At 71.5% G+C, this 19,268-nt stretch carries 20 protein-coding genes and 1 pseudogene; 7 read left to right on the plus strand and 14 right to left on the minus strand.

Features of this window, described 5'->3' with window-relative positions; translation table 11 throughout:
• Nucleotides 1-7 precede the first annotated feature (7 nt).
• Entirely contained in the window at nt 8-712 is a 705-nt protein-coding gene (locus ACXJKG_RS09875) for a PAS domain-containing protein (protein WP_456845591.1), read from the minus strand.
• Nucleotides 713-848: 136 nt separating this feature from the next.
• On the opposite strand from ACXJKG_RS09875, the gene ACXJKG_RS09880 reads away from it, so the two are divergent.
• Complete coding sequence (locus ACXJKG_RS09880) at nt 849-1,268, plus strand: STAS domain-containing protein (protein ID WP_456845592.1); 420 nt, start codon at nt 849-851, stop codon at nt 1,266-1,268.
• 55 nt (nt 1,269-1,323) lie between these two features.
• Here ACXJKG_RS09880 and fbaA read toward each other — a convergent pair whose 3' ends face one another.
• The 7 genes from fbaA to ACXJKG_RS09915 form a co-directional block, all read right to left on the minus strand.
• Nucleotides 1,324-2,349: a class II fructose-bisphosphate aldolase gene (gene fbaA, locus ACXJKG_RS09885; protein WP_456845593.1), complete on the minus strand. Its 1,026-nt coding sequence runs from the start codon at nt 2,347-2,349 to the stop codon at nt 1,324-1,326.
• 79 nt (nt 2,350-2,428) lie between these two features.
• Nucleotides 2,429-3,046 (minus strand): TrmH family RNA methyltransferase, encoded by a 618-nt coding sequence (locus ACXJKG_RS09890; protein WP_456845594.1) that lies wholly within the window; start codon nt 3,044-3,046, stop codon nt 2,429-2,431.
• Between the two features lie 21 nt (nt 3,047-3,067).
• The gene (gene arfA / locus ACXJKG_RS09895; RefSeq protein ID WP_456845595.1) at nt 3,068-4,603 is read right to left on the minus strand and encodes an arabinosylfuranosidase ArfA; all 1,536 of its coding nucleotides are present in this window, start codon (nt 4,601-4,603) and stop codon (nt 3,068-3,070) included.
• 32 nt (nt 4,604-4,635) lie between these two features.
• Nucleotides 4,636-5,556, minus strand: coding sequence for a carbohydrate ABC transporter permease (locus tag ACXJKG_RS09900; RefSeq protein WP_456845596.1), 921 nt, complete (start codon nt 5,554-5,556; stop codon nt 4,636-4,638).
• A complete protein-coding gene (locus tag ACXJKG_RS09905; RefSeq protein ID WP_456845597.1) occupies nt 5,556-6,497 on the minus strand; it encodes a carbohydrate ABC transporter permease in 942 nt (313 codons plus the stop codon). The genes ACXJKG_RS09900 and ACXJKG_RS09905 overlap by 1 nt, the downstream gene beginning before the upstream one ends.
• A gap of 16 nt (nt 6,498-6,513) precedes the next feature.
• Complete coding sequence (locus ACXJKG_RS09910) at nt 6,514-7,872, minus strand: extracellular solute-binding protein (protein ID WP_456845598.1); 1,359 nt, start codon at nt 7,870-7,872, stop codon at nt 6,514-6,516.
• A 129-nt stretch (nt 7,873-8,001) separates the two neighbouring features.
• Complete coding sequence (locus tag ACXJKG_RS09915) at nt 8,002-9,003, minus strand: LacI family DNA-binding transcriptional regulator (protein ID WP_456845599.1); 1,002 nt, start codon at nt 9,001-9,003, stop codon at nt 8,002-8,004.
• 96 nt (nt 9,004-9,099) lie between these two features.
• Between ACXJKG_RS09915 and ACXJKG_RS09920 the strand changes: the two genes are divergently transcribed.
• Both ACXJKG_RS09920 and ACXJKG_RS09925 read left to right on the plus strand, forming a co-directional pair.
• Nucleotides 9,100-9,852 carry a VTT domain-containing protein gene (locus tag ACXJKG_RS09920; RefSeq protein ID WP_456845600.1) on the plus strand — a complete coding sequence of 251 codons (753 nt, stop codon included), beginning with the start codon at nt 9,100-9,102 and terminating at the stop codon, nt 9,850-9,852.
• 41 nt (nt 9,853-9,893) lie between these two features.
• Nucleotides 9,894-10,634 (plus strand): HAD-IIA family hydrolase, encoded by a 741-nt coding sequence (locus ACXJKG_RS09925; RefSeq protein ID WP_456845610.1) that lies wholly within the window; start codon nt 9,894-9,896, stop codon nt 10,632-10,634.
• Here ACXJKG_RS09925 and ACXJKG_RS09930 read toward each other — a convergent pair whose 3' ends face one another.
• From ACXJKG_RS09930 to ACXJKG_RS09945, 4 genes are read right to left on the minus strand one after another with little or no spacing between them, the layout of a single operon-like run.
• Nucleotides 10,635-11,204 (minus strand): LemA family protein, encoded by a 570-nt coding sequence (locus ACXJKG_RS09930; RefSeq protein ID WP_456845601.1) that lies wholly within the window; start codon nt 11,202-11,204, stop codon nt 10,635-10,637.
• Between the two features lie 28 nt (nt 11,205-11,232).
• The gene (locus ACXJKG_RS09935; RefSeq protein ID WP_456845602.1) at nt 11,233-11,916 is read right to left on the minus strand and encodes a DUF3137 domain-containing protein; all 684 of its coding nucleotides are present in this window, start codon (nt 11,914-11,916) and stop codon (nt 11,233-11,235) included.
• A gap of 2 nt (nt 11,917-11,918) precedes the next feature.
• A complete protein-coding gene (gene pyrE / locus ACXJKG_RS09940; RefSeq protein ID WP_456845603.1) occupies nt 11,919-12,494 on the minus strand; it encodes an orotate phosphoribosyltransferase in 576 nt (191 codons plus the stop codon).
• A 10-nt stretch (nt 12,495-12,504) separates the two neighbouring features.
• Complete coding sequence (locus ACXJKG_RS09945; protein WP_456845604.1) at nt 12,505-13,278, minus strand: SDR family NAD(P)-dependent oxidoreductase; 774 nt, start codon at nt 13,276-13,278, stop codon at nt 12,505-12,507.
• Between the two features lie 89 nt (nt 13,279-13,367).
• Between ACXJKG_RS09945 and recQ the strand changes: the two genes are divergently transcribed.
• Nucleotides 13,368-15,383: a DNA helicase RecQ gene (recQ, locus tag ACXJKG_RS09950; RefSeq protein ID WP_456845605.1), complete on the plus strand. Its 2,016-nt coding sequence runs from the start codon at nt 13,368-13,370 to the stop codon at nt 15,381-15,383.
• 39 nt (nt 15,384-15,422) lie between these two features.
• Entirely contained in the window at nt 15,423-16,235 is an 813-nt protein-coding gene (locus ACXJKG_RS09955) for a hypothetical protein (RefSeq protein ID WP_456845606.1), read from the plus strand.
• On the opposite strand, the gene ACXJKG_RS09960 is transcribed toward ACXJKG_RS09955, so the two are convergent.
• Nucleotides 16,236-16,715: a nucleoside deaminase gene (locus ACXJKG_RS09960; protein WP_456845607.1), complete on the minus strand. Its 480-nt coding sequence runs from the start codon at nt 16,713-16,715 to the stop codon at nt 16,236-16,238.
• A gap of 78 nt (nt 16,716-16,793) precedes the next feature.
• Between ACXJKG_RS09960 and ACXJKG_RS09965 the strand changes: the two genes are divergently transcribed.
• The gene (locus ACXJKG_RS09965) at nt 16,794-17,792 is read left to right on the plus strand and encodes an NADP-dependent oxidoreductase (protein WP_456845608.1); all 999 of its coding nucleotides are present in this window, start codon (nt 16,794-16,796) and stop codon (nt 17,790-17,792) included.
• Between the two features lie 3 nt (nt 17,793-17,795).
• Here the strand turns inward: ACXJKG_RS09965 and ACXJKG_RS09970 are convergent, their stop codons facing one another.
• Entirely contained in the window at nt 17,796-18,461 is a 666-nt protein-coding gene (locus ACXJKG_RS09970; RefSeq protein ID WP_456845609.1) for a GntR family transcriptional regulator, read from the minus strand.
• 181 nt (nt 18,462-18,642) lie between these two features.
• Between ACXJKG_RS09970 and ACXJKG_RS09975 the strand changes: the two are divergent.
• Nucleotides 18,643-19,268 (plus strand): annotated as a pseudogene (locus ACXJKG_RS09975) (hypothetical protein); the annotation flags it as partial.

Below are 19,268 nucleotides of genomic sequence, written 5' to 3' on the forward strand. Positions count from 1 at the left end.
GTCGCGCTCACCGTCGAGCAGCTCCTGGACCGCGTCCGGGCGCACGGTCGCGCTCACCGTCGAGCAGCTCCTGGACCGCGTCCGGGCGCACGTCCCGGACCGCGGGCCMCTCGCCGTGCCGGGCGCCCTTGCCGGTCGGCGGGTGCGACCCGTCGATGCCGTCCGCCGCCCGCAGGCCGCCGTCGTTGAGGTAGAACGCGGCCCAGCCGACGACGGACCGCCGCAGCATCGTCGCGATCTCGCGCAGGGCGTGCGGCTCGTCGACGTCCATGAGCAGGTCCGACACCTGCGCGATGAGCCCGAGGCTGCGCCGCTCGCGCCGCTCGGCCTCCACCAGCGCGGCCTGCTCCGCGTCGTGCGAGATCTGCTCCGTGAGGTCCTGCAGCGCGGCGACCCAGTGCGTGAGACGCCCGTCCTCCAGCACCGGGGACAGGTGCGCGCGGCAGGCGAACCGGGACCCGTCGGCCCGGCGCAGCATCAGCGTGTGCGCGACCGGTTGCTGCGTCCGGAGCGCCTCCTGCAGCGGCGCGAGGTCGGGCGTCTGGAGGGCGGTGTCGGCCAGGACGTCGGACTGTCGCCGCCGGGCCTCGTCCAGGCCGTACCCTGTGACCCTCTCGAATGCGTCGTTCACCCACACGACGGGCAGACCGGGCTCGATCGCATCCAGCAGGGCGATCGGCACGGACGTGGCCCGCAGGGCGCGGTCGCGCACGTCGACGAGATCGTGATCGGGAAAAGGGGCAGCGTGGGAGTTGACCGCTACCACCTCCGATCGTCTAGCGTGCCGAACAGGGAAGTCGTCGAGAATCCGGCACTCGCCCTGAGTGGATGTCAGCGAAAGGAGCGCCGTGCGCGACGGTAACAGCACGATCCCCGACGGGCCTGCGGACGTCTCGCAGGGCGACCAGGGCACGGGGATCGTCGGCGAGCCCGGTGCCGTCCACGTCATCGTGGGCACGGACGCCACGCGCATCGTGCTCTCGGGCGAGGTCGACGCCGACCTCGGCGCGGAGCTCCAGGAGGCGACGGCAGAGGCCGAGCAGGTGGGTCTGCCCATCGAGGTCGACGCCCACCACGTCACGTTCATGGACTCCTCGGGGGTCGCCTTCCTGGCGCGCCTGTCCATCCGGTCGCAGCACCGGGTCCGCCTCCTGCGCGTACCGCCGACCGTGCGGTTCCTGCTCGAGGTCACGCGCATCGGCGAGCTGCTCGACGTCGTCGACGGTGACGAGTCGCAGTTCCAGCCGGTGGGCGACAGCCAGAGCTGAGCACAGACGACGAAAGGCCCCGTCCGGTCGGACGGGGCCTTTCGTGTGCCAGGACTCAGGCGCCGAGCGTGTGCCCCGCCGAGCGGAGCTGCTGGGCGGCCTCGACGAGGCGCTGCGCCATGCCCGCCTCGGCCAGCTTGCCCCAGGCGCGCGGGTCGTAGGCCTTCTTGTTGCCCACCTCGCCGTCGACCTTGAGCACGCCGTCGTAGTTGCGGAAGAAGTGGTCCGCCACCGGACGGCTGAACGCGTACTGCGTGTCCGTGTCGATGTTCATCTTGATGACGCCGTTGTCGACGGCCTCGGAGATCTCGGCCTCGGTCGAGCCGGAGCCGCCGTGGAAGACGAGGTCGAACGGGTTCGCCTTGCCGATGGCGTCGCCGACGGCCTTCTGGATGTCCGCGAGGATCGACGGGCGCAGCTTGACCGCACCCGGCTTGTAGACGCCGTGCACGTTGCCGAACGTGAGGGCCGTCAGGTAGCGGCCCCTCTCGCCCGCACCGAGCGCCTTGACCGTGGCCAGGCCGTCCTCGACGGTCGTGTACAGCTTGTCGTTGATCTCGGCCGTGTGGCCGTCCTCCTCGCCACCGACCACGCCGACCTCGATCTCGAGGATCGTGCGGGCGGCGACGGAGAGCTCGAGGAGCTCCTCGGCGATCAGCAGGTTCTCGTCGAGCGGCACGGACGAGCCGTCCCACATGTGCGACTGGAACGTGGGGAGCTTGCCGGCCTTGACCTGCTCGATCTCGAGCGCGAGCAGCGGCCGCACCCAGGACTCGAGGTTCTGCTTGGCGCAGTGGTCGGTGTGCAGCGCGACGGTGATCGGGTAGCCCTTGGCCACCTCGGCCGCGTACGCCGCGAGCGCGAGCGAGCCGGCGACGCGGTCCTTGACGGTCGCGCCGGACGCGTACTCGGCGCCGCCGACGGAGACCTGGATGATGCCGTCGGACTCTGCCTCGGCGAAGCCCTGCAGGGCGGCGGTGACACTCTGGGACGAGGTGACGTTCACGGCCGGGTAGGCGAACTTGCCCGCCTTCGCCCGGTCGATCATCTCGGCGTACACCTCGGGGGTGGCGATGGCCATCTGCAGCATCTCCTGCGGGTTGTGGGAGGGGTATCAGGAAGATTCTGGCACGCCTGTGCGAGGCACCGTCCGGGACGTTCTACCCCTGGACAGCGTGCTGCGAGATCCACGCGTGCATCGCGATCGCCGCGGCCGCGCCCGCGTTGATCGAGCGGGTCGAGCCGAACTGCGCGATGTGCAGGACGTCGACGACGGCGTCGCGCGCGGCGTCCGAGAGCCCGACCGACTCCTGGCCGAACAGCAGCACGCACGCGCGCGGGAGCGGGTACCCCTCGAGCGCCACGGAGCCGGGCAGGTTGTCGACGCCGAGCACGGGGATGCCCTCGGCCGACGCCCACGCCAGCAGGTCCTCGACGGTCGGGTGGTGGCGGACGTGCTGGTAGCGGTCGGTCACCATGGCGCCGCGGCGGTTCCAGCGGCGGTTGCCGACGATGTGCACCTCGGCCGCCAGGAACGCGTTGGCGGTGCGGACCACCGAGCCGATGTTCATGTCGTGGGCCCAGTTCTCGATGGCGACGTGGAACGGGTGCCGGCGGGTGTCCAGGTCGGCGACGATCGCCTCGAGGGACCAGTACCGGTAGCGGTCGACGACGTTGCGGCGGTCGCCCTCCGCCAGCAGCACGGGGTCGTACCGGTCGCTGACGGGCCACTCGCCCGTCCACGGGCCGACCCCGACCTCCGCGCGCTCCTCGTCCACGGGCGCCACGGTAACCGCAGCTCAGGCCGGCGTGACCTCCAGCTCCACGACGGCCCAGCTCAGGGGCGGCAGCCGCAGGCTCACGCTGCCGTCGTCGGCACCCACGCCGTCGAGCGGGACGAGGCCCACCCGGTCCTGGGCCTCCTGCGAGTTCGAGGTGTGCCGGTCGCCGCCGTCCGGCACGGTCAGCACCTCGGCGCGCGTGACCCGGCCCGTCGCCCAGCCGCGCAGGTCGACCGTGACCTCGGCGTCCTCGTCGAGACCCCGGTGCGCCAGGAACAGGGCGACCCGGCCGTGCTCCTCGTCCCAGGTGGCGGAGACGTCGACAAGGTCGACGGCGTCGAACCTCGAGGTGTCGTACCGGTCTGACGTGACGGCCGCCCGCAGGACCACCCCGCGGGCGAGGGCCGCCGTGCGCGCGAACGGCCAGAAGATCGACTGCCGCCACGCGGGTCCGCCCTCCTCGGAGCGGATCGGCGCGATGACGTTGACCAGCTGCGCCTGGTTGGCGATCTTCACGCGGTCGCCGTGGCGCAGCAGCGAGTTGAGCAGGGTGCCGACGACGACGGCGTCGGTGACCGAGTACTCGTCCTCGATGATCCGCGGGTGCTCCTTCCAGACGCCGGCCTTCTCGATGACGTGCGGCTGGTCCTCGGTGTCCCGGCCGGACTGGTACCAGACGTTCCACTCGTCGAACGAGAGATCGATGTGCTTCTTGTGCTTGCCGCGGGCGCGCACGGCGTCGGCCGTGGAGACGACGGACTCGATGAAGTAGTCCATGTCGACGGCGCTGGCCAGGAAGCTCGCGTGGTCGCCGTCGAGCTCCTGGTAGTAGGCGTGCAGCGAGACGTAGTCGACCTCGTCGTAGGTGTGCCCGAGCACGGTCTGCTCCCACGCGCCGAACGTCGGCATCGCCGAGCTCGACGAGCCGCAGGCGACCAGCTCGATGCGCGGGTCCACCAGCCGCATGGCCTTGGCCGCCTCGACCGCGAGCCGGCCGTACTCGTCGGCGGTCTTGGCGCCCATCTGCCACGGGCCGTCCATCTCGTTGCCCAGGCACCACAGGCGGATGTCGAACGGGTCCTCGTGGCCGTTCTTGCGCCGCCGGTCGGACAGCTCGGTGCCGCCGGGGTGGTTGGCGTACTCGACCAGCGCGCGSGCCTCCTCGACSCCGCGGGTGCCCAGGTTMACKGCCTCCATGACCTCGACSCCGGCCACCCGGGACCAGTCSAYGAACTCGTGCAGSCCGAACGCGTTGGACTCGACGGTGTGCCAGGCGCCGTCGAGGCGGCGGGGCCGGTCCGGGCCGACCCCGTCCTCCCAGGCGTACCCCGAGACGAAGTTGCCGCCGGGGTACCGGATCACCGTGGCGCCCAGCTCCTTGACCAGGTCGAGCACGTCGCGGCGGAAGCCCTGCTCGTCGGCCGTGGCGTGACCGGGCTCGTAGATGCCGGTGTAGACGCACCGGCCCATGTGCTCGACGAACGACCCGAAGATCCGTCGGGGGACCTCGCCGACGACGAAGTCGCGGTCGAGCGTGACGCGTGCGCGGGACATGGGTCTCCTTGCATCTCTGTGACGAGGGGGTGCTACTGACCGCCGAAGCCGGTGGTGGCGAACCCGCGGATGATCTGGCGCTGGAAGAAGAGGAAGACGACGACCAGCGGGATCGCCGCCAGCACGGCCGACGCCATGACCTGCGCGTACTGCAGGCCGTAGGCGCTCTTCACGGTCTGCAGCCCCACGGGCAGCGTCATGAGCGACGAGTCGCTCGTGGCGATGAACGGCCACAGGAAGTTGTTCCACGCCGCGATGAACACGAAGATCGCGACGGCCGCGAGGATGGGCCGCGACAGGGGCAGCACGATCGACCAGAACACCCGCAGGCGTCCGGCACCGTCGATCCGGGCGGCGTCCTCGAGCTCGATCGGCACCTGGTCGAAGAACTTCTTGAGGATGAACACCATCGCCGGCGCGACCACCTGCGGCAGGATGATCGCCCAGTAGGTGTCGACGAGGTTGAGCGTGAGCATCTCGTAGAACAGCGGGACGATGAGCACCTGCGGCGGGATGATGATCGACGCGATCATCCCCCAGAACAGCCAGCGCCGGCCGGCGAAGTCCAGCCGCGAGAAGCCGTAGGCGGCCAGCGCCGACACCACGAGCGTGATGAGCGTGACCGCCGTGGCCGTCAGCAGGCTGTTCCAGGTCCAGAGCGGGATGTTCCCCTGGCTCAGCACGTTCGAGTACGCGTCGGTGGTGAAGCCGCTCTTCGGGAAGAACGACACGGGTGTCGCCGCCGCGTCCGTCTCGGACTTGAACGAGGTGACGAGGGCCCACAGGAACGGCAGGAGCCAGAGCAGGGCGAGCACCACGAGGGCGACGAGCGCCCCGATGCGGCCGGGGCTGGCGAAGCGCTCACCGATGCGCAGGCCCGCGCGTTCGGCGAACCGGCCGCGGGGGTGGTGGGCGACGGGCTGGGTGGTGGGCTCGGTGGCGATGGCGGTCATCAGGCGCTCCTGCGGGACGTCAGCCGGACCTGTCCGACGGAAATGATGACGATGAGGGCGAAGAAGATGTACGCGATGGCCGACGCGTACCCGAACCGGTAGCCGGTGAAGCCCGTCTCGAAGATGTACATGACGACCGGCCGCGTGACGCCGGCGGGGCCGCCGTTCGTCATGACGTAGATCTGGTCGAACACCTTGAGCGAGGCCAGGATCTGCAGCATCACGATGAGCACCGTGGTGGGGCCCAGCTGCGGGACGGTGATCGAGCGCAGCTGCCGCCACCGGCCGGCGCCGTCGAGGGCGGAGGCCTCGTACTGCTGCTCCGGGATGTTCTGCAGCGCGGTCAGGTAGAGCAGGAAGTTGAACCCCACGGTCCACCAGGTCGTCATGACGACCACCGCGAACATCGCCCAGGTCGGGTCCTGCAGCCATGCCACCGGATCGACGCCGACGAAGCCCAGCAGGTAGTTCACGAGCCCGAGCTGGGGGTTGTACATCCAGATCCAGAACTGCGCCGCGACGGTGGACGCCAGCAGGAACGGCATGAAGAACGAGAGCCGCCACAGCCATTGGCCGGGCAGCCCCTGGTGCACGAGCAGCGCGAGAGCCAGCGCCACGATGACGAGCGGGATCGTCGACAGCACCGTGAACCACAGGGTGTTGAGCAACGAGCGCCACATGATCGGATCCCGCAGCGCCTCGGCGTAGTTCGCGAAGCCGATGAGCTCGCCGTTCGCGCCCGTGATGCTCTCGCCGGTGAAGCTGAGGTAGAAGCCGTGGATCAGCGGCCAGATGAGGAACATCGCGAAGACGACGACGAAGGGCGCGACGAACGCCCAGCCGATCCGGTTGTTCCGGTTGCGGGCCGAGCGCTCGCCGGCCCGGACCTGCTCCGAGCCTGCGCGCGTGCCGGCGGCGACGCTGAGGGCTGCCGTGGACATGTTCGACTCCTTCCGGTCAGACGGGGTTCGGCTTGGAGAGCTGGACGTTGACGCGTCGGACGAAGGCGTTGAAGCCCTCGGCCGCGTCGGATCCGTCCAGGTAGACGCCCTGCACGGTCTCGAGGAAGTAGTTCTGGAAGTCGCTGCCGGACCCGGTGAACCACGCCTCGGGGTCGTAGTTGAGGATCTCCGCGGCCGGGGCGTAGTGCGCCTGCGGCAGGAGCGCCTGGTACTCGGCGCTCTTCACGACGGGCTGGAACGCCGGGATGTGCCCGGCCTCGGCCCACGCGAGGGAGTTCGTGAGGATGTCCGCCACGAACCGGTAGGTCGCCCGCCGCTGGTCCGCGTTCGGGCTCGACTGGTGCGGGAGCGTGAACGCGTGCGAGTCGGCGTACGCCGCCGGCGTGCCGAAGAGGGTCGGGATCGGCTGGGCGTCGAAGTTGATGCCGGCGTTCTTGGCGGTCGGCAGCTCCCAGACGCCGGTGAAGAACATGCCGCTCTCCCCCGACATGAACTCGGAGACGGCCGTGCCGTAGTCGCCGCTGGGGGTGCAGATCGTGCCGTCCAGCAGCTGCTGGACGAACTCGAGCGACGAGACCGCGGCGTCCTGGTCGACCTCGGCCCGCGGGCCGGACAGGTCGAAGTCGGCGCCGTGCTGCTTGTACAGCGTGTAGAACAGCCGCCACATCTGGGCGCCGTCGCCGAGGTACCCGTAGGACAGCCCGTGCTTGCCGGTCACGGCCTGCATGGCCCGGGCGACCTCGAGGAACTGGTCCGGGCTGTCGATCGGCGCGAGCTGCCCGTCGCTGCCGAGGACCCCGGCCTGCTCGGCCACGTCGAGGTTGTACATCATGATGAACGGGTGCGAGTCGAGGGCGATCGAGTACTGCTTGCCGTTCAGCCCGCCCTTGGCCCAGACCCGGTCGAGGAAGTCGGACTCGTGCACGCCGTTCTCGGCCAGCAGGTCGAGGTCCCAGGGGTCCAGCAGCCCGCCCGGCGCGTATCCGGCCACGCGTGAGGCGTGCATGATCGCCGTGTCGGGCGCGCGTCCGCCGACGCTCGCCATGGCGAGCTTGGTGTAGTACGGCGCCCCCCAGGCCAGCACTGTCTGGGTGGCCTCGTACCCGTGGTCCAGCGCGTTGACGTCGTCGACCAGGCCGGCCATGTTGATGCCGTCGCCGCCGCTGAGCAGGTGCCAGAAGGCGAGCTCGCGGACGCCGTCGGCGGCCGAGGCGCCGGGCGCGCAGCCGGCCAGGCTGCCCACCGCGGCGAGGCCACCGACGGCGGCCAGGGAGCCGACGAGCATCTGCCGCCGGGTGATGCCCGAGGGGGGCGGGGGTGCCGCGAGCGTGCGCGGCCGATGGTGCAGTGCCATGCCCTCACTCCTTCGTGAGACACAACTTCCGGTGCAGGTCGGCGTCCTTGCCGTGCCCGGTTCGTAGCATTACATCGTTGGAATGGATGCGCAACAGATCGGGCGACACCAGTCAGACGTGTCGTGACCTCAGCCCGTGCTGGCGCGGACCACCACGCGGTGCGGGACGACGACCTGTCGCGCGGCACGGGTGGGGTCGTCGATGCGGTCGCTGAGCAGGTCGAGCGCGGTCGTGGTGTAGCCGCGCAGGTCGAACGCCACGGTCGTCAGAGGAGGGACCGCGAACCTGGCTCCCCCGATGTCGTCGAAACCCGCCACCGCGACGTCCTGCGGCACCCGCAGCCCCCGCTCCCACAGGACGCTGAGCACCCCGAACGCCATGGAGTCCGTGAAGCAGAAGAACGCGTCGGGCAGGGCGTGCGAGTCCAGGAAGGCTCGCGTCGCGCCGACCGCCTCGACCATGGTCCAGACGGTCGTCGGGATCTCGAGCGACGGGTCGTGGGCGACGCCGGCGGCCGCGAGCGCCAGCCGGTACCCCTCGGTGCGCTGCCGCGCGGCCGCCGTCTCGACCGGTCCGGGCGGCCCGACGACCGCGATGCGCCGCCGACCCGTCGCCAACAGGTGCTCGGTCATGTCCTGCGCCGCCCGCACGCTGTCCACGCCGACGTGGTCGGCGCGGTCCTGCAGCACCTCGCCGATGAGCACCGTCGGCGGCAGCGGGCCGGCGACCACCGGGACCACCGAGTCCTCGAGCGAGACGGGGTTGAGCACCAGCCCGTCGACCAGGTGCGACCGCGCCCGGGACAGCAGCGCGCGCTCGCGCTCGGGCTCGGCGGCCGTCTCCTCGATCTGCACCGACCAGCCTCGCGCGTGGCCCTCCTCGACGAAGTGGTGCGCGAGCTCGGCCGAGTACGCCGTCGACAGGTCCGGCAGGGCGAGCGCGATCAGCCCGTACCGGCCGTTGCGCAGCCCCCGGGCGCCCAGGTTGGGCACGTAGTCGAGCTCCGCGAGGGCGCGCTCCACCCGTTCGCGGGTMTCCGGGCGCACGAAGACCACGCCGTTGATGACGTTGGAGACGGTCTTGGGCGACACGCCCGCGCGGGCTGCGACGTCCTTCACGGTGGCCCGCACGGCGCCATTGTTCAGCACGGCGCCGCGCAGGGTCTGCTCACCTCGCGCACAGRTTCCTCAGCAGCCCTTAACTTTCCGGCCCGTAGGCTGAGCGCCATGCTGATGACGACCGTCCTCCCGGCCGCCGGAACCCTGGGAGCCCTGGGCCCCGACTTCCTCGACCCGCAGCACCTGATCGACTCGTTCGGGGCGTGGGTGCTCCTCGGCATCATGGCGATCGTCTTCATCGAGGTCGGCCTGCTGTTCCCCATCCTGCCCGGCGACTCGCTGCTGTTCACCGCGGGTGCCCTCGTCGCCCAGGAGAACCTCCAGGTCAACATCAACATCTGGGGCCTGTGCGCGCTGATGATCGTCACGGCCTACGCGGGGACGCAGACGGGCTACCTGATCGGCCGCAAGCTCGGGCCGAAGGTGTTCAGCAAGCCGGACTCGCGGTTCTTCAAGCAGAAGTACATCGACCAGACGTACGCGTACTTCGACCGCTACGGCGGCCGGACGCTGATCGTGGCGCAGTTCATCCCGTTCGTGCGGACGTACGCCTCCGTCGCGGCAGGCGTCGGCAAGATGCCGTACCGGCACTTCGCGCTCTTCAACGCGATCGGCGTCGTGCTCTGGGCCGGCGGCGTGACGATGCTCGGGTACCTGCTGGGCAACATCTCCTTCATCAAGAACAACATCGAGGTGCTGCTGGTCCTCGTCGTGTTCATCTCGGTGGCACCGGTGCTGGTCGAGGTGTGGCGCAAGCGCCGCCGCGCGAAGGCCGGGCTCCCCGCCGACGAGGGCCGTGACGAGCGGTACGACGAGCAGGCGGAGCGCGACGAGGTCGAGCGCAAGGCGTTCGGCGCGTGACCCATCACGGCCCGCGGGAGATCCGGTCGTGGCTGTCGGACATGGATGGCGTGCTGGTGCACGAGGGCACGGCCCTGCCCGGCGCCGCCGAGTTCGTCAAGGCGCTGCGCGACGGTGAGYGGCCGTTCCTCATCCTCACCAACAACTCGATCTTCACCACGCGGGACCTGCGCGCCCGGCTGGCGGCGTCCGGCATCGACGTCCCGGAGGACGCGATCTGGACCTCGGCGCTCGCGACCGCCCAGTTCCTCACCGACCAGATGCCCGGCGGCTCGGCGTACGTCATCGGCGAGGCCGGGCTGACCACCGCGCTGTACGAGGCCGGCTACACGCTGACCGCCGCCCAGCCCGACTTCGTGGTGCTCGGGGAGACGCGGACCTACTCGTTCGAGGCGATCACGCAGGCCATCCGCCTGATCCAGGGCGGCGCGCGGTTCATCGCCACCAACCCCGACGTCACCGGCCCGTCCGCCGACGGCGACCTGCCGGCCACCGGGGCCGTCGCCGCCATGATCAGCGCCGCGACGGGCCGCCAGCCGTACTTCGTCGGCAAGCCCAACCCGATGATGATCCGGTCCGCGCTCAACCGCATCGACGCCCACTCGGAGACCACCGTCATGGTGGGCGACCGGATGGACACCGACGTCGTCGCCGGGATCGAGGCCGGGCTGCGCACGTTCCTGGTGCTGTCCGGCTCCACGCGGCTGGCCGACGTCGAGCGCTTCCCGTTCCGGCCGACCGAGATCCTGGACTCGGTCCAGGACCTGGTCGAGCGGGTCTGACTAGAAGCTGACCTCGGGCGCCGCGCGCACGCTGGGCTCGTCGGCCTCGAAGTACTCGGCGCGCTCGATGTGGAACGCGCCCGCGATGACGTTGGACGGGAACGACTCGACCTTGGTGTTCAGCTCGCGGACGTTCGCGTTGTAGAACCGGCGCCCGGCGGCGATGCGGTCCTCGGTGTTGGTGAGCTCGGCCTGCAGCTGCTGGAAGTTCTCGCTGGCCCGCAGCACCGGGTACGCCTCGGCGACGGCGAAGAGCCGGCCGAGCGCCTGGGTCAGCTGGTTCTCCTGGGCGGCCTGCTCGGCCGGGCCCGACCCTGCGCCGATCGCGGCCGCCCGAGCGCGGGCGACCTCCTCGAACACGCCCTTCTCGTGGGCCGCGTAGCCCTTGACGGACTCGACGAGGTTCGGGATCAGGTCGTGCCGGCGGTGCAGCTCGACGTCGATCTGCCGCCAGGCCTCCTGCACGAGGTTCCGCAGCCGGATGAAGCCGTTGTAGGTCGAGACGGCCCAGATCAGCGCGATGACGACGATCACGACGAGGACGATCAGGACGATGACACCGGTGCTCACAGCGCAGGCCTCTCAGCGGTCGGTCAGGTCAGCCGATCGTAGCGTCGAGGGGGTCGTACCCGTGGTCGAGCCACACGTGCCGCGGGATCGAGCGGACCACGGCGGAGAGCAGGCCGAGCCGCGTCGCCATGGTCTCGAGCGCTGAGGACCCGGGCTCCCACGAGATGATCCACGTGCCCTCGATGCGCCACGGCGTGACCGAGCCGTCGCGCAGCAGCCGCTCCATCAGGCGCGGGTGCACGATCGCGTGCCCGACCTGCGCGTCGGACGCCTTGACGCGGAACTCCTTGTTGAACGCCTCGGACTCGAACTGGATGTCCTGGCCGCCGAACAGCTTGTCCAGCTTGGCGCCGAACCCGTCGCGGGTCACCTCGACGGTCGGCAGGTACGCCGGCAGCCCCAACGCGACCACGTGGGCTGTGTGGGTCGACTTGTCCTTGTCGTCGCCCGTGGTCCACGTGTACGTGAACGAGACGGCCGGGTGCCCGTCGAAGACGCCGCGCAGCACCTCGGTCGCCCGCCGGTCGCGGCCCTGACCGAACGGCTGGGCGTCCGAGAGGTGGACCAGCGTCGGGTCCGAGGCCTCGTAGGTCCAGCGGTTGCGCAGCGCCCACTGCTGGAACGCCTCCTGACGCTTCTTCTGCATCATGTAGGCGAGCACGGCGACGATGACGACGCCGAGCGCGACGATGGCGAAGATGACGCCGTTCACGGTCAGGCGAGCCCGAGGTCTGACAGGCTGAACAGGTAGTGGTACGGCACGCCGAGCGCCTCGATCTTGGCCTGGGCCCCGGTGGCCCGGTCGACGATCACGGCGACGCCGAGCACCTCGGCGCCGACCTCGCGCGCCGCCTCGACGGCCGCGATGGGCGAGCCGCCCGTGGTCGAGGTGTCCTCGAGGATCACGACCTTGCGACCCGTGATGTCCGGGCCCTCGATGCGCCGCTGCATGCCGTGCGCCTTGGCCTCCTTGCGGACGACGAACGCGTCGAGATCCTGCCCGCGGCTCGCGGCGGCGTGCAGCAGGCTCGTGGCGACGGGGTCGGCGCCGAGCGTGAGGCCGCCGACGGCGTCGATCTCCGCCGTCCCGAGACCGACCTCCTCCAGCCGGTCCAGCAGCAGGTGGCCGATCAGCGGCGCGGCGCGGTGGTGCAGCGTGACGCGGCGCAGGTCGACGTAGTAGTCGGCCTCACGGCCGGACGACAGCGTGACCTTCCCGTGCACGACCGCGAGGGTCTTGATGAGCTCGAGCAGCTGCTCGCGGGGCGTCGGGGAGAGGTCGGTGCTCACGGCGGTCAGGCTACTCGGACTCCTGCAGCGCCCGGCGGTAGCGCCCGAACGCGCGCACCGCCGACCGGGGGGCCATGCGAGCGACCGCGGACAGCGTGCGGTAGCGCATGCTCGGCGTCGAGATGACCGCACCGCGGCGGACGTCGGCGAGGCCCGTGGCCACGACGTCCTCGGCGTTGAGCCAGGCGATCTCCGGGTACGCGGTCGTGTCGATCGCCCCCCGCTCGTGGAACTCGGTGTGCACGAACCCCGGGCAGAGGGCCGTCGCGGTGACCCCCGTGCCGCGCAGCTCGACCGCGAGGCCCTCGGTGAACACCCGGACCCACGCCTTGTGCGCGGAGTACGTGCCCGACGCGAGGAGGGCGGCGACCGACGCGACGTTGAGGATGGCGCCGCGGCCGCGCTCCACCATGGCGCCCGCGGCGGCGTGGGAGAGGACCAGCACGGCCTTCACCATGACGTCCAGCGCGGCCTCCTCCGCGGCGAGGTCGCCGGTGACGAACCGCTGGTTCAGGCCGAGACCCGCGTTGTTGACCAGCAGGCCGACCGGTCGTTCGGTGGCGCGCAGGCGGTCGGCCACGCGCTCGACGTCGGTGCGGACGGAGAGGTCGGCCACGAGCACCTCGGCGCGGATGCCCGCGGCGGCCTCGAGCTGCGCGGCGAGCCGGGTCAGCCGCTCCTCGTTGCGCGCCACCAGGACGACGTCGTGCTTGGCCGTGGCCAGCTGCCAGGCGAACTCCAGACCGAGCCCGGCGCTGGCGCCGGTGATGAGTGCGGTAGCCATGGGGAACACCCTACGGATCGGTCCGGGCCGTCGCGCGCCGCTGTGGAGCGCACGATCCGGGCGTCGGTGGCGGCACGTAGGGTGTGCGCGTGACTGACGGGTGGGGTGGCGACGTGCCGGACTGGCCTCTCGACGAGGAGCCGCCGTTCGACCCGAACTACGACGCCGCGCCGCCGGAGCACGAACCGTCCGCCGCTCCTGCTCGCGGCGCCCGCCCCGCTCCCCCGCCGCGTCCCGACATCCCGCGCGAGGTCGCCCAGGTGCTCGACCCCGAGGCGGCGCAGGCCGCCGCGGCCGAGGTGCTCCACAGCGTGTGGGGGTACGACGCCTTCCGCGGCGAGCAGGCCGAGATCATCGACACCGTGGTCCGCGGCGGCGACGCCCTGGTGCTCATGCCCACCGGCGGCGGCAAGTCGCTCTGCTACCAGGTCCCCGCGCTGGTCAGGCAGGGCACGGGCGTCGTCGTCTCGCCGCTCATCGCCCTCATGCAGGACCAGGTCGACGCTCTGTCCGCGCTGGGCGTGCGCGCCGGGTTCCTCAACTCGACGCAGCAGTCGTTCGAGCGGCGCACGGTCGAGGACGCGTACCTCGCCGGCGAGCTCGACCTGCTGTACCTGGCGCCCGAGCGCCTGCGCGTGCGCGAGACCATCGAGCTGCTGGACCGCGGCACGATCGCGCTGTTCGCCATCGACGAGGCGCACTGCGTGTCCCAGTGGGGGCACGACTTCCGGCCCGACTACCTGCAGCTGTCGATGCTGCACGAGCGCTGGCCCGAGGTCCCGCGCATCGCGCTGACCGCCACGGCCACCGAGCAGACGCACGCGGAGATCGCGCAGCGCCTGCAGCTCGGGGACGCCAAGCACTTCGTCGCCAGCTTCGACCGGCCCAACATCCAGTACCGGATCGCGCCCAAGGACAAGCCCCGCGACCAGCTGCTCACCCTCCTGCGCACCGAGCACGAGGGCGACGCGGGGATCGTCTACTGCCTCTCGCGGAACTCGGTCGAGCAGACCGCGCAGTTCCTGGTCGACCACGGCGTGCCGGCGCTGCCGTACCACGCGGGCCTCGACCGGAACGTGCGGGCGCGCAACCAGTCGACGTTCCTGCGCGAGGACGGGATCGTGATGGTCGCGACCATCGCGTTCGGCATGGGCATCGACAAGCCCGACGTGCGGTTCGTCGCACACCTCGACCTGCCGAAGTCCGTCGAGGGCTACTACCAGGAGACCGGCCGCGCGGGCCGCGACGGCCTGCCGTCCACCGCGTGGCTCGCGTACGGGCTGGCCGACGTGGTGCAGCAGCGCCGCATGATCGACACGTCCGAGGGCGACGCCGCCCACAAGCGCCGGCTGACCGCGCACCTCGACGCGATGCTCGCCCTCTGCGAGACGGTCTCGTGCCGCCGGGTGCAGCTGCTCAACTACTTCGGCCAGCCCTCGGAGCCCTGCGGCAACTGCGACACCTGCCTCACGCCGCCCGAGTCGTGGGACGGGACGGTCGCCGCGCAGAAGCTGCTGTCGACGGTCGTCCGGCTCGAGCAGCGCGGGCAGCGGTACGGCGCCGGGCACCTGGTCGACATCCTGCTCGGCAAGGTGACCCCGCGGATCACGCAGCTCGGTCACCAGGACCTCTCGACGTTCGGCGTCGGCAAGGACCTCTCCGACGGCGAGTGGCGCGGGGTGGTCCGGCAGCTGCTGGCCATGGAGCTGCTCGGCGTCGACACCGACGGCTACGGGACGCTGCGGCTGGCGCCGGACAGCGCCGACGTCCTGCGTGGAGCGCGCGAGGTCCGGTTGCGCCGCGAGACCGAGAAGGTCGTGCGGACGCGCGGGTCGCGGTCCAGCCGGCCGACGGCCGCGGCGGACCTGTCGGACGACGCCCTCGAGCTGTTCGAGGTGCTGCGGGCCTGGCGGGCGGGCGTGGCCAAGGAGCAGGGCGTGCCCGCGTACGTGGTGTTCCACGACGCGACCCTGCGCGAGGTCGTCACGCAGCGGCCGACGTCGCTGGAGCAGCTGGGCGGGATCAGCGGCATCGGTGCCGCCAAGCTCGAGCGGCACGGGCCGGGGCTGCTCGCGGCGCTGGCGGGGGTCGGCGAGTCGGTCTGACCCGCAATCCGCTGGACCGGCTCTGGTGCACTGGACCTCATGTTCCGGTACGAGTCCGACCCGCGCGTCGGTGACTGGCTGAGCCCCCGGCTCGGCCCGTTCGGCGCGACCGTCGGCTCGCTGGTGCCGCGGGGCTTCGAGGCCTACGCGCGCGTGCTTCACCCGATGCTCGACGTCGCGTGGGCACCCGTCTCCTGGGCCGAGGTCGCCCGGACCACCGGGCGGGTGCTGCACCCGACGGCCCAGTCGTGGCGGGTGGCGGGCCGCTCGGCCGTGCACGCCGGCCGGCCGTCGGACGAGCCCGCCGACGGCGAGTGGCCCGGCGACGATCCGGCCGAGGGCTCGCTCCCGGCGCCCGAGCTGCGCGCGCTCTCGAGGGTGCTGGGGCGGCACGCCGCCGGCGCCCTCGTCGCGGCGTTCTGGGAGGGCTCGGGCTGGGACGGCGGGTGGCAGGTGGTGGCGTGGTGGTCCGACGACCCAGACGCGACGCCTCCCCCGCCGCGTCGCGCGCCCGACGCACTCGCGCCGGCGGTCCTGCGAGGCCCGAAGCTCGAGCTCCCGCACCGCGCCCACGTCCTGTTCCGTGCCGCACCCAGCGACCTCGAGGCACTCGCCGACGGTCGGGCCGTCGCGGACGTCGAGCCGTTCGCCCCGGGCTTCCGGACGCCGAACCTGCTCTGGCCCGACGACCGCTCGTGGTGCCTGGCGACCGAGGTCGACCTCGACTCGACCGTCGTCGGCGGGACCCGCGCGCTGGTCGACGACCTGCTCGCGGCGCCGGACCTGGAGGTCCTGGAGGTGGCTGAGACCGACTCGCTGGGCTGGTTCGACGACCAGGTCAACGTGCCCTGATCAGGCCCCGAACCGGCGGCGCTGGAGCTCGCGGACCTCGTCGTCGAGGCCGGGCACGGGACCCTCGACGAGGATGCCCGGGGCGACGGCGCTGATCGGGAGGGCTGCGACCGGAGCGGCGGGGACACCCCAGCCCGCCAACCAGCCGCCGGTCTGCTCCGACGACGTCACGTAGACGATCCGGCCCAGGCCGACCCAGGCGTGGGCCGCCGCGCACATCGGGCAGTGCTCGCCSGACGTGTAGACGGTCGAYGCCGCGCGCTCCTCGGGTGTGAGGTGGTTCGCCGACCAGCGGGCGATCTCGAACTCGGGGTGGCGGGTCTGGTCGCCGTCCTTGACGCGGTTGCGGTCCTCGAAGCGGACCCGGCCGTCGGCGTCGACCAGGACGGAGCCGTAGGGCTCGTCGCCGTCGTCGAGGGCTTCGCGCGCGAGCTCGACGGCCCGGGTCAGGTGGATGAGGTCGGCGTCCGTGATCGTCACGGGGTCAGCCTGCCGTCGAGGGCGGGGCCGAGACCAGCGCACCGCGCCGGACGGACGTCGGTGGCGCAGACTCGGGGCATGACGCTCAGCACCCAGGTCCAGCTCGTCCGCCGGCCGCAGGGGTGGCCCGTCCCCGAGGACTTCCGCACGGTCACCGTCGAGCTGCCCGACCTCGGACCGGACCAGGTGCGCGTCGCGAACGAGTTCCTCTCCGTCGACCCGTACATGCGCGGCCGGATGAACGACGAGGAGTCGTACACGCCGCCGTTCGCGCTCGGCGAGACGATGACGGGCGGCGCGGTCGGTCGGGTGGTCGAGTCGACGTCGTCGCAGGTGCCGGTGGGTGCCGCGGTCACGCACGGGCTCGGTTGGCGCGACGTGGCGCAGGGTTCCGCGGACGAGTTCCGCGTGGTCCAGGACGGCGTCCCGCTGTCCGCGTACCTCGGGGTGCTCGGGATGACGGCGTTCACCGCGCACCTCGGGCTGCTGGAGATCGCGCAGATGAAGCCCGGCGAGGTCGTGTTCGTCTCCGGGGCGGCCGGGGCCGTCGGGTCGATGGTCGGGCAGATCGCGCGGCTCAAGGGCGCGTCGCGCGTGATCGGGTCCGCGGGGTCGGCCGAGAAGGTCGCGCTGGTGCAGGAGAAGTACGGGTTCGACGCGGCGTTCGACTACAAGGACGGGCACATCTACCGGCAGCTGCGGGCCGCGGCGCCGGACGGGATCGACGTGTACTTCGACAACGTCGGCGGGGTGCACCTCGAGGCGGCGCTCGGGACCCTCCGGCGCGGCGGGCGCGTGGCGGTGTGCGGTGCCATCTCCGGGTACAACGACGAGCAGGCGCAGCCCGGGCCCCGCAACATGGCGCGGATCATCCAGCAGGGGCTGACCCTCAAGGGCTTCACCGTCGGGTTCCACACCCAGCACTACCCGGCGTTCCTGGCGGACATGCGTGAGTGGTTCACCACCGGGCAGATCGCGTACGACGAGACAGTGGTCGACGGCCTCGACCACGCCGTGGACGCGTTCCTCGCGATGATGCGCGGCGAGACCACGGGGAAGACCGTGGTCCGGCTGTAGGACCTACCGAGGGGCGGCGTCCTGTGCCGCCACGGCGACGACGAGCTCGGTCCCGTGCTCGAGGAAGACGTCGCGCACCAGCACGCCCAGGGCATGGGCGTCGCCGCGCGGCACCTCGGCGAGGATCGCCGCCATCCGTCGCTGCTCGACCTCCGGCGCCCCGCCGACGATCGTCCGCATCCGCGTGACGTGCACCCGGTAGCGATCCACGCTCTCCACCAGGACGGCGTTGCCGCACCGCGCGAGCACGAGGTCGAAGAAGCCAGGGGCGACGACGCCCGTCGCCGAAGGCCCGGCCGCGAGGGCCTCGCGTCCCGCGTGCGCGAGCCAGTCCCTGTCGTCGTCGCTCAGGTTCTCGGCGGCCAGCCGGGTGGCCAGGCCGAACAGCTCCGCGAGCACGACGACGATCTGCTGGAGGCGCTCGGGCTCGAGGGGGGCGACCGTGTAGCGGCGACCGACGTCGATGCGCACCAGACCGATCTCCGCGAGCCTCTGGAGCACCTGCCGCACCGGCGTGCGTGACACACCCAGCGTCGCGGCCAGCTCCGCCTCGCGGAGGGTCTCGCCCGGGACCAGGTCTCCGGTGAGGATCGCCGAGCGGACGGTCGCGACGAGCTGGTCGGTCAACGACGTGAGACGGAGGGGTTCCTTCGGCGGACTCAGGGGCACGGACAGCTCCTCCGGATCACGGGACGACTCCCGACAGTAGCCCGGTCCGGCCGCGCAGTCGGAGGACCCGACGTGGGACCAATGTCCCTGTATGTCGGTATACCCGTGTACCAGTATGGAGATATTCGATGCGCACGCATCGCGACATGCGGGTCCGTAGCCCGCCCAGGGAGGAACGACCGTGAAGAGCACCAAGTACCGCATAGGCGCGATCGCCACGAGCGCGACGCTGCTCAGCGCCATCGCAGTCCCCGCGATGGCCAGCGACCAGTCCGTGGAGCTGTCCGGCAGCTCCACGCAGGACGTCGTCGTGATCGACGACGGCACCGTGCCGGAGGAGGTCGCCCCCGTCGAGCCCGACGCGGAGCCGGCCGAGGAGGCACCCGTCGAGGAGGCACCCGTCGAGGAGTCGCCCGTCGTCGAGGAGTCGACCGACGAGGCGTCCGAGGCGCCGATCGACGAGCTGGGGTCGGAGGATTCCGCGGAGGTCGCCGAGGAGGTGCCGTCCGAGGTCGTCGCCCCCGTCGAGCCCGCCGCGGTCGCCGCGCCGTTCGCCGTGACGACCGTCCACTCGACCGACAAGGCCGGCGCAGGCTGGGCCTTCGGCGAGTCCCGCGCCTTCGGCCACCACGAGTACGTCGACAACGGTCTGCACGTGTGGACCGAGGAGGGTACCGACAACGCCGGCCTCTCCAAGTCGAAGTCGGCCGGCTACGTCGCGGCGGACTTCCCCCTGAGTGACGCGGCGACCACCACCATCGACTTCACCTCGCACTCCGGCGTCCGGCCGAGCGTGCAGCTCGTTGT

This window comes from Cellulomonas sp. P5_C6 (assembly GCF_054049635.1).

Coding starts and splice junctions, on each gene's coding strand:
- ACXJKG_RS09965 (WP_456845608.1), top strand. CDS start 16,794: ATGACGCTCAGCACCCAGGTCCAGCTCGTCCGCCGGCCGCAGGGGTGG.
- ACXJKG_RS09905 (WP_456845597.1), bottom strand. CDS start 6,497: ATGTCCACGGCAGCCCTCAGCGTCGCCGCCGGCACGCGCGCAGGCTCG.
- ACXJKG_RS09910 (WP_456845598.1), bottom strand. CDS start 7,872: ATGGCACTGCACCATCGGCCGCGCACGCTCGCGGCACCCCCGCCCCCC.
- ACXJKG_RS09900 (WP_456845596.1), bottom strand. CDS start 5,556: ATGACCGCCATCGCCACCGAGCCCACCACCCAGCCCGTCGCCCACCAC.
- ACXJKG_RS09955 (WP_456845606.1), top strand. CDS start 15,423: ATGTTCCGGTACGAGTCCGACCCGCGCGTCGGTGACTGGCTGAGCCCC.
- ACXJKG_RS09945 (WP_456845604.1), bottom strand. CDS start 13,278: ATGGCTACCGCACTCATCACCGGCGCCAGCGCCGGGCTCGGTCTGGAG.
- fbaA (WP_456845593.1), bottom strand. CDS start 2,349: ATGGCCATCGCCACCCCCGAGGTGTACGCCGAGATGATCGACCGGGCG.
- ACXJKG_RS09920 (WP_456845600.1), top strand. CDS start 9,100: ATGCTGATGACGACCGTCCTCCCGGCCGCCGGAACCCTGGGAGCCCTG.